Annotated in this window: 12 protein-coding genes; 6 read left to right on the top strand and 6 right to left on the bottom strand. The window is 42.7% G+C overall.

Features of this window, described 5'->3' with window-relative positions; translation table 11 throughout:
- Positions 1–357 precede the first annotated feature (357 nt).
- Entirely contained in the window at positions 358–570 is a 213-nt protein-coding gene (locus tag R7Z77_RS22790) for a cold-shock protein (protein ID WP_005375644.1), read from the bottom strand.
- A 306-nt stretch (positions 571–876) separates the two neighbouring features.
- Positions 877–1,125 (bottom strand): hypothetical protein, encoded by a 249-nt coding sequence (locus R7Z77_RS22785; RefSeq protein ID WP_005375646.1) that lies wholly within the window; start codon positions 1,123–1,125, stop codon positions 877–879.
- A gap of 289 nt (positions 1,126–1,414) precedes the next feature.
- Between R7Z77_RS22785 and pcp the strand changes: the two genes are divergently transcribed.
- The 4 genes from pcp (at position 1,415) to R7Z77_RS22765 (ending at position 5,027) form a co-directional block, all read left to right on the top strand.
- Positions 1,415–2,053: a pyroglutamyl-peptidase I gene (pcp, locus tag R7Z77_RS22780; RefSeq protein ID WP_064354607.1), complete on the top strand. Its 639-nt coding sequence runs from the start codon at positions 1,415–1,417 to the stop codon at positions 2,051–2,053.
- 197 nt (positions 2,054–2,250) lie between these two features.
- The gene (locus R7Z77_RS22775) at positions 2,251–2,514 is read left to right on the top strand and encodes a hypothetical protein (protein WP_064354608.1); all 264 of its coding nucleotides are present in this window, start codon (positions 2,251–2,253) and stop codon (positions 2,512–2,514) included.
- Between the two features lie 63 nt (positions 2,515–2,577).
- Entirely contained in the window at positions 2,578–3,564 is a 987-nt protein-coding gene (locus tag R7Z77_RS22770) for a CobW family GTP-binding protein (RefSeq protein WP_064354609.1), read from the top strand.
- 170 nt (positions 3,565–3,734) lie between these two features.
- On the top strand, positions 3,735–5,027 hold the full coding sequence (locus R7Z77_RS22765) for a DEAD/DEAH box helicase (RefSeq protein ID WP_064354610.1): 1,293 nt from the start codon (positions 3,735–3,737) through the stop codon (positions 5,025–5,027).
- Positions 5,028–5,091: 64 nt separating this feature from the next.
- Here the strand turns inward: R7Z77_RS22765 and R7Z77_RS22760 are convergent, their stop codons facing one another.
- The 3 genes from R7Z77_RS22760 to R7Z77_RS22750 form a co-directional block, all read right to left on the bottom strand.
- Complete coding sequence (locus R7Z77_RS22760) at positions 5,092–8,082, bottom strand: DUF6701 domain-containing protein (RefSeq protein ID WP_409234163.1); 2,991 nt, start codon at positions 8,080–8,082, stop codon at positions 5,092–5,094.
- Positions 8,083–8,392: 310 nt separating this feature from the next.
- Positions 8,393–9,232 (bottom strand): arginase family protein, encoded by an 840-nt coding sequence (locus tag R7Z77_RS22755; protein ID WP_064354611.1) that lies wholly within the window; start codon positions 9,230–9,232, stop codon positions 8,393–8,395.
- A gap of 6 nt (positions 9,233–9,238) precedes the next feature.
- Positions 9,239–9,973 carry an IclR family transcriptional regulator gene (locus R7Z77_RS22750; RefSeq protein WP_005386192.1) on the bottom strand — a complete coding sequence of 245 codons (735 nt, stop codon included), beginning with the start codon at positions 9,971–9,973 and terminating at the stop codon, positions 9,239–9,241.
- 348 nt (positions 9,974–10,321) lie between these two features.
- Between R7Z77_RS22750 and R7Z77_RS22745 the strand changes: the two genes are divergently transcribed.
- Positions 10,322–11,794 carry an EAL domain-containing protein gene (locus tag R7Z77_RS22745; RefSeq protein ID WP_213967995.1) on the top strand — a complete coding sequence of 491 codons (1,473 nt, stop codon included), beginning with the start codon at positions 10,322–10,324 and terminating at the stop codon, positions 11,792–11,794.
- Here the strand turns inward: R7Z77_RS22745 and modF are convergent.
- Positions 11,782–13,236, bottom strand: coding sequence for a molybdate ABC transporter ATP-binding protein ModF (modF, locus tag R7Z77_RS22740; RefSeq protein ID WP_064354613.1), 1,455 nt, complete (start codon positions 13,234–13,236; stop codon positions 11,782–11,784). The two genes, R7Z77_RS22745 and modF, sit on opposite strands and share 13 nt — an antisense overlap.
- A 285-nt stretch (positions 13,237–13,521) precedes the next feature.
- Here modF and R7Z77_RS22735 point away from each other — a divergent pair, with 285 nt between their 5' ends.
- Entirely contained in the window at positions 13,522–15,072 is a 1,551-nt protein-coding gene (locus tag R7Z77_RS22735; RefSeq protein ID WP_025768974.1) for a PAS domain-containing methyl-accepting chemotaxis protein, read from the top strand.
- The last annotated feature ends 236 nt before the right edge of the window (positions 15,073–15,308 follow it).

Below are 15,308 nucleotides of genomic sequence, written 5' to 3'. Positions count from 1 at the left end.
TCTGTCGCACTAACATTTGTAAACGATCACTGGATCACATTGTTTTAATTCTGAAATTGGCTGCGGAATGACGGATATTCGCCAATCGCTTTTATTTTATAAACTTTATTTTTATGAGCAAAGCATGAGGCGAAGTGATTCAGATATGAATGAGATTAATTTAATTCCAAACTGGAATTGCAAGGTAGGTTGTGTGATTACCTAAAGATGTATACCAAAGTGACTTTATTGAAAGTAATTAATGATGGTGTGGGAGAGGTAAGTGATTTGGGTATATAAACTTAGATAGAGAATAGTAAGGGCAGTAATAAGTGGAAGGGGATTGTGGCACCAACAACATTGATGCCACACAAAGAATTACAGAGCAGTTACTTCAGCTGCTTGTAAACCTTTGTTACCTTGTTCAACAACGAACGATACTTTTTGGCCTTCAGTAAGAGTTTTGAAGCCTTCAGAAACAATAGAACGGAAGTGAACGAATACGTCATCACCGCCATTGTCTTGAGAAATAAAACCAAAACCTTTAGTTTCGTTGAACCATTTTACTGAACCAGTTAATTTATTAGACATAGATACCTCTATATTTGATTGTTTTAAATATTGAATTTTTAGCTAATATCAAGTGCTACTATATGATTTTAGAGATAACTATTTTGTCGCAGGAACGTAAACGAGGAATTCGATGTGGAACTGAGAGAAACTTTGATCTTTAATTACATTAATAGCTCTTTCCGTAAGAGCTGATGTGCAGTATACCGACAAAATTAATAAAGGCTAGCCTTTTCTTTTTTATTTTTTGAGTAAACCAAGCGCATTGCTTTCAAAGCATACGCTTGGTGTATAAGACGGCGTGATGTTATAGGTGGCGTCGAGCGCTTAGTGTTTTCTGGTTGGGCCGTTACGAACGATGTCTTTACCATTGTCATATACGTGCTGCGAAACCCAGCGACCGAGGAGCAATTGGTGCTTTTCTCCTAATACGGCAACAAATGGACGACCATCGGTATTAGAGGTGGCTAGCGCAACGCCAGTGACACCTTCAAGGCCAAGAGCGCCGCTTTCTACTAAATGCAGAAATGCCTCTAACTCTTCAATCGTTTCGATTACATGGTTATCAATATTCATTGTATTCAATCTCTTCGAATTGCATTGCGGTCGCGTACTCTACCTAAGTTAAGCGTGGAAACCAAGCTTCTACGTGCGTCATGTAATGAGAGAACCTTGCCCTGCCACTAATCATCAATAAGTTAGTCTCGATAGTCCGGAACTTGCCTAGATTCAATGAGGCAGAAAACACTCTCTGGTTAGACATGAGTCACATAATGTTGTCTGGTTTATCTCATCAATACTTTTGCTATTGGATGGGGTAAAGGGGAGTGCAATAATTTGTAAAACTCTTTTCCTAAAGGCTGTTATGAAGAAAGTCCTGATTACCGGTTTTGAACCTTTTGGTGGTGACGCCATTAACCCCGCCTTAGAAGCGGTCAAGCAATTAGAGGCTGCGGCCATAAAAGGCGGTGTGATAGTTACTTGCCCAGTCCCCGTAGTTCGATATGACTCGGTGAAAGTCGTTATTGAAGCAATAGAAGCGCACCAGCCAGACTGTGTGATTACTGTAGGGCAAGCGGCCGGGCGTAGCGCGATAACCCCAGAGCGTGTCGCAATTAATGTCGATGATTTTCGTATTCCAGATAACGCTGGTCACCAGCCGATTGATGAACCCGTGGTGGCCGATGGTCCTGATGCTTACTTCTCGACGCTGCCGATAAAGCGTGTTGTTCAAACGCTGCAAAAGCAGGGGATACCTAGCCAGATTTCCAACAGTGCCGGAACATTTGTATGTAACCACCTTTTTTATGGCATCCAACATTATCTAAAAGACAAACCTATTCGTCATGGGTTTGTTCATATCCCATTATTGCCAGAACAAGCAGTAGATGGCAGTCAGCCTTCTATGTCTTTGGACATGATAGTCGAAGGGCTAAGGCTGGTGGCGCAAGTTTGTATTGCCAATGATAGCGATATCCTGGTAAGCGGTGGAACGATTTGCTAGTAAGTGTTTTAAAATCCAGTAAGTGTCTGAAAGATAATAATAAGCTCGTCGTTTGATGTTGTAGTAAATGTTAGCTTTGTCAAATTTCACAAGTAGCGAAAGGAGTAGCATTGAATAGTCAGGTTGGATGTTGTTCAAACTGGCATTCCTCTAGTACAGGAGGTGTTAGGGGCTAACTTTACGAAAGGCGAGTTATTATGAAAAGCAACAAAAGTAAGTCAATCGCACTTATCTCTGTCGTTGTTTTCGCGTTGGCTATTGCTGCGCTTAAATTCGAAAACACGCTCGGAGTTCTTCCCATCGTAGTCGCTATTATCGCGTTTTTTACTTGCGTTATTTATACCGGTAGGTACTTGTCCGATATGAAGCGTTCAGAGTTGATAAGTCAGCCCAAACAAGCTCGAAAAATGTGTGCCAACGCATCACGCAATGATCTTGATGAGTGCGATAAAAAGCGTTGAAGCGAGTCACATTCTCCGTATACTTTGCTGGAGCATTAATGCACTAACGTGTCGGAGATAAGCATGTCAAATCGAGTACCAACCAACATACTGACCGGATTTTTGGGTGTCGGTAAAACGACCACGATTTTAAATCTACTGAAGAACAAACCGGAAAAAGAAAACTGGGCGGTTTTGGTCAATGAATTTGGTGAGATTGGCATCGACGGTGCATTGATGACCGACCAAGGCGCGTTGATTAAAGAAGTGCCGGGTGGTTGTATGTGCTGCACTGCGGGTGTGCCGATGTCGGTAGGTATCACCGCATTATTGCGTCAAAAACCGGACCGTTTATTGATTGAGCCGACAGGCCTTGGTCATCCAAAACAGGTTATCGCGACGCTTACCTCACAGCAGTATGAACCTTACGTTGATCTTAAAGCGACGATTGCCTTGGTTGATCCGCGTAACTTAAGTGATGAAAAGTATCTTTCTAACCAAAACTTCGTGGACCAGTTAGACAGTGCAGATGTGGTTATTGGTAGTAAGGTTGACCTATGTTCCAGCCACGACCTTGATGTGTTTAATGACTGGGTGACGGACCAATCCCCTTCAAAAGTATTCAGTAAGCTTATTCATGATGGTGAGTTACCGATAGAAGTCTTGGATATCGAGCGGGTTTACGGCAGCGCTTCTTCCCATATCGAGTCACATCATCATGACCACGCTCATCAAGAGCCTCAATTCCAGTTGGCGCCTGGTGAAGCCTTTGTGCGCAAAGAGAACAAAGGGCAGGGTTATTTTAGTTGTGGGTGGTTGTTTGGGGCAGAGTATAAGTTTGATTTTGAAAAGCTTTTCTCTATGCTTTCGGACTTGACCGCAGAGCGTGTTAAAGCGGTGGTCAATACGGATCAAGGTTGTTACGCGTTTAATGTTGCCAACCGAGTCGTGTCGGTGAATGAAATCAGCTTAGAAGGCTTTGAATCACGATTAGAAGTGATAGATTCTCAGCTGTTGCCATGGGATGAGCTTGAGCGAATTCTCCTTCAGTTATCTGGCATCAAGCGTTAAATCGAACAAAGGTTAAACGAAAACGGTGAACCACTAATATATCTGTGCTCACCGTTTTTTCTTTTGTAGGATTTCAATGAGAAAAGTGAGATAAATCACTCAAATTCGGGTATAGTGCACGGCTAAATTTTTAAAGCTATTTTTAGTGGTTTGTTTAAGGAATACGCTCAATGTCATTTTCATCTCAAGGTTTTGCGCCAGAAGTGGTTAAAGCACTGGCAGAATGCGGTTATGAAAAGTTAACGCCAATTCAACAGAAGGCGATTCCAATGGCTCGCAAAGGCCATGATATTTTCGCTACAGCACAAACAGGTACTGGTAAAACGGCTGCGTTTTCTCTGCCTATGATTCAGCAGTTCCTAGACAGTAACCGTAGCGCTTCTCGTAAGACTGCTCGCGCACTTATCTTGGCTCCAACTCGCGAGCTTGCTGAACAAATTGCTGACAACATCAAAGCTTACACGAAGTACACGAACCTGTCGGTGGCTGCGATTTTCGGTGGCCGTAAAATGTCTTCTCAAGTAACGGCATTAGAAAACGGTGTAGATATCCTAGTGGCTACACCCGGTCGATTGGAAGAGCACATTGAACAAGGTAATGTCTCGGTCGCACATTTAGAGTTTTTAGTGTTTGATGAAGCAGACCGTATCTTGGACATGGGCTTTATTCACTCAGTACGTAAGATCATGCTAGATGTGGATACTGATCCGCAAATTATGATGTTTTCAGCAACGACTTCGAGCCAACTAAATCTGTTAGCAAAAGATATCCTACGTAAGCCTAAGCGTATTGAAGTTGAGCGAGCGAATACGACAGCACAGACAGTTGCTCACGTGTTATATCCAGTTGATCAAGAGCGAAAAACGGAACTGCTTTCGGAGCTGATTGGTCGTAAGAACTGGAAACAAGTGTTGGTATTTGTGAACTACAAAGAGACCGCAAACGACGTTGTAAAAGAGCTGAAACTTGATGGTATCAAAGCGGTGGTTTGTCATGGTGACCGTGCTCAAAGTGCTCGTCGTCGTGCGTTAGAAGAGTTCAAGTCCGGTAAAGCACGTGTCATGGTGGCTACCGATGTCGCTGCTCGAGGTCTAGATATTGAAGATTTACCTCACGTTGTGAACTATGACATGCCTTTCCTAGCGGAAGATTACGTTCACCGAATTGGTCGTACAGGCCGTGCAGGTAAACAAGGTCATGCCGTTTCATTTGTAAATCGAGATGAAGAGCTCACGGTTGTTCAGGTTGAAAATCTAATCCAGCAACGCATTCGCCGTATTGAGCTTGCAGGCTATGAACCAAAACAGCGTGAATCTTACATTGAAAAGCTGCACTCAAAACCAGCGTTTAAGAATCGTCAAGGTCGTCGTAATAACCCGAACCAGTCGGCAACAGACCAAGGGTCGGCAGAGCGTCGTCTTGCTATGGTGAAGCGCCTGAAAGCGCGTCGTGGCGCAAAGTAAATTACACAGTCTGTGTGAAAAGAGCCCCTCAATTGAGGGGCTTTTTTTGTTTTGTCGTTTCGCGTTAATTTAGGCCAAGCATATTTGGCTCACCACGATAAATAATGCGATCGTTTCCTCGGTGAATACCAAACGTAACAATGACGGGTGGGTTTTCCTCTTCACTTGTAGAGCTATCCCAGTCGTATTTCAGCCAAGGGATGCGATTACCTGAGCCGTCTAAATCCAGGTGGAATTGTATTTGCTCGCGTGCTGAGTCAATTTGGCTTGCAACGATATCGGTCATTCTGCCAATACTCATCGTTCCAACGCCAGAAAGCAGGGCGTTGTTTGCTGGCGCATGAGACCAAATTGGCGTGCTGAAGTAATATTCACCACTCGCCGTTGTTGAGTTGTCATCGAAGTTAGTCGTAAATCGACCGTTTTGCCAAGTTTCTACAGCAAGTGGCACTTTGATCACCATGCCTTGGTTGCCACCTACATCTTGAAAGTTCAAACGACCGAATCGAATGTCTGGTTGTTTTGTGAGCACTTCGCTATCGTCGAAGAAGTTTACCTCATCAACGGCTTTTACTGAGACTAAACCTATTTGGCTGATATCACTATTAGTCTCGGTATTGAATGGACCATCAGGATATTGCTTATCTGTCGTGTTCTTTTTCCAGCATGGGCTATTGTTACAAGTCGCATTGGTCGAGGGCTTCTCTATAACAAACGTTCCAACACTCGCGCTACCCAGTAGTTTCCAGTCTACCTTCTTAGGCTTAGGCGGCAAAAACCGATCGGAGTATGAGCTTAGCTCGCCTAAATCGAAATGTTGTTGAAGGTTAGACGAAAAGTGGACGTAATTCTTCACGTTTTCCTTATTCGCATTGAGTGCGACAACATCGTAAGTGACTTTCTCAAAAGGTTGATTCATGTAAGCAAAAGTTTGGCCATGTGGGTAGTGCCATTCTTGGTCTTGCACTTGAAAATATTTTGGGTAAAAACGACCAACGTAACGATAGCCTTCGTTCACAGTCATACCTAGATATTTACTTTCTAGGTTTGCTTTTACTCTCAAGCTCCCGACTTCTTCCCAATATAATCCATTAAAGACGAATTGATCATTCTTGGCTGAATTATGCGCCTGAGCCAGTGAGTCACTACTTTTTAGCAATTTTGAGGTTTGGTTCGCTGTCTCTGATGGCGTATGTTGCTCACTCGACAAGACAACCGATGCTGCTGGAGCGTCATCAAGCGTAAAATTACGGGTGATAGAAGCATCACAATAGCGTGCTGATTCAACAGATCCACTTGCAGAGCCGTCAGGTTGCCAAATGATTGGTTTCACCGTTAGAGAGAAAAGTTCTCCGGCAGCAAGAAACCCTTCTCCTTGTTCAGAGGTGCCAGAAGGCAAAGCACGTTGGTTGTCACAAATAGCGAGTGTCCATGGTCGCGAGTGCACATTAAATGTCCCTTTCACTTCCACTTTGCCTTCTTCTGGACATTCTTCAAATCCCTCACATTCAAAATGATCGGACAATGTCACTTCAAATATGCCGGACTCGTTCGTGACAAGACCATGTTCAGACAAGCCGTCTTTAAATTCCGCTGAATAGCTAAAGTTTCCTTCACTTCCTCCTAATGGTTGAACCAATGGATGAAAAACCTTAGGCGTACCATTGTAGTTGCTTGCCACTACAGGTTCGCCGGTGGAGGCACAAGCAAGCAATCGCGTATGCACGTTTTCTGGTTTACCTGCAATAACGCGTATTTCATTTAAAGTGGCGCTTTTCGTCTTTGAGTAGGCCTCAAACATAAATGGCGTAAACATAAAGCTAACCGTTTGATGCTTGCTGGTGTCTTCTGCCATAGTGAAAGTCAGCGTGTAGTTAGTACCTAACGCGATGGTATCAATATCGTTCGGGACCACTCGAACAACGAGCTCACCATTGTCGTCAGACATAAATTGGTTTGCTTTTAATGTCTGCTGACCTTTGATCACCTCTAAAGTGAACAAGTCAGGGTGTGATAGGGCTGCACTGACTTCTGCGCTTACAACTTCTCCATTATTGGTTGTCATTGCTGTAAATTGCGGAAGATCGTCGCCGCACATCAGTGCCATGTCGTCCGATGGTGTGACGCTGAGGTCGAAGGCGTTCTCTGATGGAGGCGTAATTTTACATTCAGGGATATAAGAAGGAATAGGGCAAGTTGTTGGTGTTTGATTTGCGTAACTACAATTGGGTTCATCAATGCCGCAATAGTGGTTGAAATTTGAACTTGATTCTAGGGTGGCTGTCACACTACCACAAATAGAAGTATTGGAGTTATTAATTGAAAAATGCATTGCCGAAATAGCTTGCTTATTCGCATATATTTTGGTCGTGCCAAAACCTGTATCTACAGTATGTCCCTGAGATGTCAAAGAACCAAAAACTGTCGTATTATTAAGATTTATCCCCGATAGAGCATTAATGTTGCCCACAACTATTGGTGTATTAGAAAGCGACGATTCCAGTTGATTAATTTCTACTTTTGTTCCTTTTGATTTGATATCACCGCAGAACATACCAGATTCGATGTACACGTCACTTTGAGCAATGATGTTGCCATTAAGGACGTTGTGCTCTCCGTGAAACTCGACAGAACGGCCATTTCCACCAACACCATTGGTTTCTATATCTCCTTCGATTTCACTATCAGTTATTTTTATAGAACCTAAAGCAGAGACATTACCTAGTACGTAGCTATTACCATTAATTTTTAACCAAGTTCCTTTAGCTTTGATGTTTATAGGGCTTTCCTTTGAGCCTATGACATTCTGCCCACGGAGTGTTATGGAACCATGAGCGGTTAAAGACGATGAGCTTTGACTACTATTTATAATTTGATCGCCTTTCGGGAGAACAATATTTGTAGTGCAATCGTAAGTAGAACCCGTTACATGAATGGTTCCGTTTTTACAAAAGGCAACATTAGTGTTTGACTTGATATCTGCTAAGTCATAAGTGGTGGCGTGTGAGGTTAGCGGTAAAAAAAGAACCGCAGTGAAAATACTGCAAAGACGCATCATCAAATGTCCTAATGAGTGGAACAAGATGGCATCAAGCGAGCGTGATCAAATGCTCACTGAAATTGGAATAGCTGCGGTAATTTTTTGTTTTGAAGCCGCTTAGTTATTGAACTTTGGTTATTTTTTATTTCGTATGTCATACCAAAGTTTAGCGGCCTTATTACAACGTAAGTGTCAGGTTAGTTCAAGAGGCAAGTGTGATGTGTGTCGATTTATATGTGTAACTATTTGTTAGTTAAGGATAATAAGTAAGCATGTTGGTTCAGAATCAGGAAGGAAGCGATCCTGATTCTGAATGTTTATAACGCTAGGCAGCGTGAACGATGAGTGGAGCCATCTGATATAACTCTTCTAGTATGGCTTTCGTTTGTCTCGAATAGACCAGGCAATCTCGATCGCCAACGAGCTGAATTGCCCTCACTTTACCTGCAACCAGACATTGCCTAATCGTGCGTAGAACCATTTGGATATCAATTTCTGACGCGCCATCAAGGCTGTTTTTGGTTTTTAGAGATCCAAGGTCGATGCTAATGATTATTTGGTCGCAGTGGTCTAGGTAATTGCCGATCTGTTGCTTAACGTTATTGCGATGACGAAAAGAAAACTCTTTCTCGGTTACCCAATCACAACCTTGATCTTCCGCGTATTCCCACGTTTCTTGCTTTGTATCTTGTTCACTAACACCAGCAAAAAATAATCGCACGTTTTGATAGCGAGAAAGAGCAAAATGGAATGCCGAGCCTAAACGTGGTTCAAGTGTTGGTTTCAAGTTCATGTCATGTCCAATATTTACCACACCCACTTCGTCTCGATAGGACACGACCACAGGTAACATGGACAAGATTGCCTCGGTACAGTTAGTTACTAAAACAGGAATTGAGTGGCGAGAAAGCGAAAGGCTTAATGCTTCCTGAAACTCGCCATTTTCCAGCTTGTCGTGGTTGAAGTGACCAAAGTTTTCAGCGGTTTCATGATCATGCTGTTGGTATAGCCAATCGCTAGCATTTTCCAAACTTTGATCAGCTAATTCAAACGCGCCCTTAGACATGGGTGGCAAATACTCACACACTGTCATAAAAGAAAAAGGGTAATGCTGCGGCTGTTTCACGGTGTGGTGGAGTTTATAGCGTTTGAAAAAGCTTAACATGATGAATTACCTTTCTGGTGGTAGTGCCCTTGCCGCTTGCAGTACATGTAAAATAATGCGCTGCTTATCCTTTTCGACTCGGTGGGCCGGAGCCATCACCGAGACTGCGCCAATCAGTTTGCTTCCTTTCATTACCGGTGCGCTAATACCTGAAACACCAGGGTCAATCTCAGAAGTACTGACGGCATATCCGTGTTTACGGATGGTTGTGAGCTCTTTTTCCCACTCGTCACGTCGGTGATCTTGATTAAAATATCTCAAGATTTTCTCGCATCGACTTTGAGGCATAAAAGCAAGCATCACTTTAGATGAGGCACCGCGCAGCAGAGGTTGACTTTGACCCTGGACGAAGCTGCAACGCAGCGCCTGCATACTTTCTTTCTGTCTGACACAAAGCGCACGATAACCCGCTGGTACCATATAAGCGGCCATTTCCCCGGTTTGTTGTACCAACCTAGCCAGTATGGTTTCGACCATGTCGAGCCCATGTTGCGCGGTCTCATAGCTGTGCATGAGTAATAATGCCGCCGGACCAACGACAAATGTCTTGTCGTGAACGCTTTCTTCGATCAAGTTCCACTCTTTAAGCAGTTTTAAGTGTCGGTAAAGGCTGCTTAAAGGAACGTTCAATTGCTCGCTTAGCGTTTTCGCAGAAACTGGGAACGGACTAACTGCAACTTGCATTAACAACTGCAGTGATTTTTCGTTTACCTGGTTAGCATTAGCTTTGTTTGTCGTCATGAGAGTGTTGTAACGTGTTGTAGGAGTTACGACAAATATAATTCTTAATTACTGAGAAAAGAAAAATAATTTTAATGGGTAATTCTTACATGATGAGAAACAGACAGGTAAAGACTTTCGCAAGTACCGATAGACATAACATGGTGTCGAATTAAAGTCTCAGGTTTGAGGCGCTTGATACTAAATTGGAACAGGAGTGAATAAGACATTGTTTAGTTTGCGGTATTACTCAGCGTTTCGCATACTGAGTTAATCCAAACAAATAATGTTAAAAAACGTGAGTTGCTAGCGGGTATCGGAATCGAGGTACCATCTCAGTAAATCGGTTTTATAAAAGGTTACTTTTATATGCTGAATAAGGCGATTTTTAAAAAAGCCATCATTTTCCTTCTGCCTATTCCCTTGGTTATTGGAGAGGTTTTGTATTTAGCTCGTGAAAGCGTGCAAAACAATCTCAATCATTTATTAGAAAAAAATGTGCAAATTGCAGATGAAATTTTATTCCAAATAGAGACAGAAAACCGCACGGCACTGCTACACCCTGAACGATGTGAAGAGCTCCAGCAAAGCTTAATGTTTGAACGAGATATTGAAGAAATGCTCATTGTGAAAGAGGGAGTCATTACTTGTTCTTCGAAATTGGGAAGTATCTCTAAACCGTTAGCTGAGCACATCGCCTTTCCCAAGGGACAAACGCTAGCGCTTGGTAGTGTTGATAGCTTGTACGATCAGTTCTTGCTAGTGGTAACGGAAGGAGAGCGGGGTTATCAAGCCGTAACGATTATCGATCATGACTACTTTAATGCGACAATAGGGTTTAACAACGATTTACGCCTAAAACGCTCTGCGCTGTTTATCCATGATCAAGTTTCACCAGAAGGAGCATTAAGAGCGGGAAGTAATCCTATCGGTATCAAATCGTCGCAAATGTTTGAGTATGAAGCTTTGAGTGAAGCCAGCGATCTTTTCGTCAAACAGAGAACACTTTCCTATTTTTTGTACTCAATTCCAATTATTTTCGTGATCTACCTTTGCTTGTATGCGTTGAATAAGTTTATTGATCCTCATCGCAATTTGATACTGGATCTTAAAAGAGCGATAAAAAGAGGAGAGTTGACCCTGTATTACCAACCGCAAGTTAACGTTGATACCGGTCAGTTATTCGGGTTTGAAGCGCTAGTGCGATGGGAGCATCAAAGTAAGGGGTTCATTTCTCCGGATGAGTTTGTCCCTGCGGCAGAGCAAAGTGGATTGGTTTTTTTACTTACTGATTTCGTTCTGGATAAAGCGGCAGAGGACTTCAGTAAATTAGGCTTTGATCTGCCTGTCCACCTTGGTATTAACGTGCCGCCTGGCTATTTAGTCGGACCAAACGCGATCAGAAAAATTCAATTGCTCGACAGACAGTTGAGCCGAAACAAAGTCTCATTAGGGGTAGAGATAACGGAGCGTCAGCTCATTGATTCAGAGGCGAGAAAATGCATTGCAGCGCTGCGAGTGCATGGTATTGATGTGCTGATCGATGATTTTGGAACTGGCCAAACCTCGTTAGCATTTCTACAGCACATGCGCATAGATTACTTAAAAATCGATAAGTGCTTTGTCGAAACCATTGGTATTCCTAGCCTTAGTGCTTCTGTCTTAAAAGCGATGGTTCACTTCGCGGAAGAATTACAAGTACAATTGATCGCTGAAGGCGTGGAAACCATAGCGCAAGCTGAACACTTAAAGAAGATGGGAGTGAGATATCATCAGGGATACCTGTACTCCAAACCATTACCTTATGAGCAGCTTGCGCAGCGAAGTCATTATGATTGGTAGACGTTAGCTCTATAACACTGAGCATTTTCATCAAACACAAACTCTAACTCATTTTTGATGCTATCTAAGCGGTCTTCTTGGTAGTGAGACACATACAATAGTTGGCTTAAATTCTCTCTAGCGATGAGCTCAAGTGTGTTCTTAACTAACCGTCTACCCAAAAAATCTAACCCTTGATACGGCTCGTCCAAAATCAATAATGTGGGTTGTTTCACGATGGCTCTTGCAATCAGTAATAGTCGCTGCTGACCGTACTCTAATTGCTTGAATGAGGTTTTTTTGTACTGGCTCATATGTAAGATATCGAGCCACTCGTTTGCAATATTCATCTCTTTGCGAGTTGGCTGGTTATACAACCCAATCGAATCGTAAAATCCTGACAAAATGACTTCTAATGCGCTGCAATTGACTCGATATTGGAGGTGTAGCGCTGAAGACACCATACCGATATGCTGCTTAATTTCCCAGATTGTCTCGCCAGTACCACGCTTTTTACCAAAAATATCAATGTCATTGCTGTAGCATTGCGGATGATCGCCAAAGATCAATCCAAGTAAGGTACTCTTTCCACAACCATTTGGGCCTTTGACCTGCCAATGTTGGCCCTTGTCTATGCGCCAGTTCAAGTCAGTAAAAATCTTCTTATCGGTGTATTCAACAGTCCCATTCTTTAGTTCAAATATTGGGTTGTTGAATGGCGTCGAGTGCTGATGCTGACGTATCAAGCTCATCATTTCTTCACTCTGTTGCTCTGACTGAGATTTTATTTGTCCAATGATTGGATGATTATCCCAACTGGACTTATCCATTGTACTATCAAGCTTTCCTGCACTGAAAAGCGCGATGCTATTGATCCACTCAGGCATGTCAGATTCGCGAGAGAAGGTTACGAGTAGTTGCACATTTTGAGAAAGCGAGTGTAAATAGCGAGCGAGAGCAGCTCGGTGCGCAATATCTAAGCCAGTAAATGGATTATCGAGTAATACTAAGTCAGGTTGTGTGGCTAAAGCTCGGGCGAGCATTACTCTTCTGGTTTCTCCGGTAGAGAGAACGCGGAAGCCACTATCTTTAAGATGACTTAGGTCGAGATCATTAATTAGCTGTTCAGTTAAGTTGGTGTCTTGGCTCTGCTCTAGGATTAATGAATAAACAGTGCTCCCTTGGTCGATACGATCAAGAAAATCCGTATCATCCTTTTCTAATTCTCTTTCCAGTAATCGCTGTTGCTCTGATAACGACACTTGCGCAACGGACAGCCCATTTAGCTCAATTTCCCCACTATTTGGTGACATTTCATCACAAATAAGGTCTCCAAGCAGAGAGCCAATATCTCCATCCGCGCTGAATATCCCCCAAGACTGCTGAGTGTTAATTTTCCAATCGTCAATAAACAAGTGTGTCGTGTTTCTCTTAGCTGCAAGCTGACGAAAGTGAATAGTCATTGTGTTTGTCTTCCCTGTTTTCGTTTTAGTGGATTACTTATAACAATTTACGAACTCAGTACGGAAGCGCTTTTGTGTATTAATTTTGAACAGTGCTCAGTCTTGTGCATATTAACGAAGCCTTGTATTAGAGGATAAAAATGCGACTAGAGTCATTAAGTAACAAGTAAACTTGTCAATAATTTTGTTTTATTTTTGAATCAACCTATCATTATGCATGTATATGTTATGCTGATAAATTCATATTTGCCGTTTGTTAATTAATCAATGTAAGGACACATGTTTATGAGTGAAACGGAATACGATTACCCTTCGAGTTACAGCCTAGTTTCCATTACCGATACCTCCAGTTACATCAAATATGCCAGTGAAAACTTTAATGAAGTCGCGGGGTTTGATGAAGGGGAGCTTATCGGTAAACCCCACAATGTTGTGCGTCATCCTGATATGCCAAAACAGGCTTTTAAAGATTTATGGACTCACCTGAAAACTGGCAAACACTGGATGGGAATGGTCAAAAATCGACGTAAAAACGGCGGCTATTATTGGGTTGACGCGTTTGCTTCTCCTATAAAATCTAATGGTGAAGTTGTGGAATACCAATCAGTGAGATTTAAACCTGAGCGTATACACATCCAGCGAGCGGAAAAAGCGTATTCGAAGCTTCGAAATAATCGTAAGCCGTGGAAAATGTATCTTCCTCGTACACGTTTGTGGATGAGATCGGCCTTCTTCCTTTTAATTTCAAACCTTCTTGGCTTACTCATTCTACAAATGAATCAATCACCAGTGATAGCGTTTGGCGTTGTTGCGTTACTTTCCGTTTTCTCTATTTATGTATTAACCAGACCAGTTGAGAAGCTCGCTAAACAGGCTAGGCAAGACTTCAACAATCCACTCATGGAATACATTTATTGCGGAAGAATCAACGATCTGGCTGAGATTGAGCTGGGTATGAAGATGCGTAAGCAATTTGCCAATGCGCTATTGGGGCGCGTTGGCGTGTCTGTAAAAGACTCTTGCGAAAAAACGCGCGCAAGTGCTAACAGTGCTGCGACAAATAGCCAGCAAGTGACGGAGAACTTAAGCGCACAGAAAGTGGAGATTGACTCGGTCGCAACAGCGGTCAACGAGATGCAAGCCTCTTCATCTGAGATATCAAATAATGCTCAAGCGACCGCCGAGGCTACGTTAGAAGCGCAAAATACGATGATAGACAGCCGTAGCGTTATCGATAATGTTAACCAATCGGTACTAGAGCTGGTGGGTGAGCTCGGCGAAATATCTAAAGTGGTCATACGTTTGAACCAACAAACCGAGCAAATTGGAACCGTTGTTGAAGTCATCAATGGTATTGCCGAACAAACTAATTTATTAGCGTTGAACGCTGCAATTGAAGCCGCGAGGGCAGGCGAACAAGGCAGAGGGTTTGCCGTTGTAGCAGATGAAGTGAGAACCTTAGCTAAAAGAACTCAGGAATCGACAACAGAGATTAAATCGGCCATTGAAGGGATTCAAAATGGGAGCAAATCAGCGGTTTCTGCGTTAGAGAAAGGTAATGAAATGTCGACCGGAACGGTAACATTGCTAGGTACTGCTTTGGATAGCATTCAACAACTGGAGTCCCTTGTTCAGGACGTCGTCGAACGAAACCAACAAATTGCGGTCGCGATAGAAGAGCAGGTTTATGTAACGGATGAAATAAATGAAAACATCCAGTCGCTTAATTTAAAGTACAGTGAATCGTATGAACTGATGACTGAAACGAATCATATGAACACCAAAGTGCAAAATTGCACCAATGACCTGTCTGAAATGATTAAGAAGTTTGCTTAAACTTTAGAAAATCGAAGTTAAAAGCCCGCTAAACATTAGCGGGCTTTTAACTGGAATATAGTGAAGTGCTGGATTCGCTTACGAGCGAGGATTTCTAAATCTCGTTTTTGTAAGAGCTAAAACGACGAGAGCTCGCAATAAATGCGAGCTCTCTAAATAAGTGGCGGAGAGATAGGGATTTGAACCCTAGATACGCTATTAACGTATGCCGGTTTTCAAGACCGGTGCTTTCAACC

Source organism: Vibrio sp. 1401 (genome assembly GCF_033340295.1).
Note: the sequence above shows the minus strand (reverse complement) of the source record. Positions and strands in the feature narration are given on the sequence as shown.

Coding starts and splice junctions, on each gene's coding strand:
- R7Z77_RS22735 (WP_025768974.1), top strand. CDS start 13,522: ATGAGTGAAACGGAATACGATTACCCTTCGAGTTACAGCCTAGTTTCC.
- R7Z77_RS22750 (WP_005386192.1), bottom strand. CDS start 9,973: ATGACGACAAACAAAGCTAATGCTAACCAGGTAAACGAAAAATCACTG.
- R7Z77_RS22760 (WP_409234163.1), bottom strand. CDS start 8,082: ATGCGTCTTTGCAGTATTTTCACTGCGGTTCTTTTTTTACCGCTAACC.
- R7Z77_RS22755 (WP_064354611.1), bottom strand. CDS start 9,232: ATGTTAAGCTTTTTCAAACGCTATAAACTCCACCACACCGTGAAACAG.
- modF (WP_064354613.1), bottom strand. CDS start 13,236: ATGACTATTCACTTTCGTCAGCTTGCAGCTAAGAGAAACACGACACAC.
- R7Z77_RS22770 (WP_064354609.1), top strand. CDS start 2,578: ATGTCAAATCGAGTACCAACCAACATACTGACCGGATTTTTGGGTGTC.
- R7Z77_RS22765 (WP_064354610.1), top strand. CDS start 3,735: ATGTCATTTTCATCTCAAGGTTTTGCGCCAGAAGTGGTTAAAGCACTG.
- R7Z77_RS22775 (WP_064354608.1), top strand. CDS start 2,251: ATGAAAAGCAACAAAAGTAAGTCAATCGCACTTATCTCTGTCGTTGTT.
- pcp (WP_064354607.1), top strand. CDS start 1,415: ATGAAGAAAGTCCTGATTACCGGTTTTGAACCTTTTGGTGGTGACGCC.
- R7Z77_RS22790 (WP_005375644.1), bottom strand. CDS start 570: ATGTCTAATAAATTAACTGGTTCAGTAAAATGGTTCAACGAAACTAAA.
- R7Z77_RS22785 (WP_005375646.1), bottom strand. CDS start 1,125: ATGAATATTGATAACCATGTAATCGAAACGATTGAAGAGTTAGAGGCA.
- R7Z77_RS22745 (WP_213967995.1), top strand. CDS start 10,322: ATGCTGAATAAGGCGATTTTTAAAAAAGCCATCATTTTCCTTCTGCCT.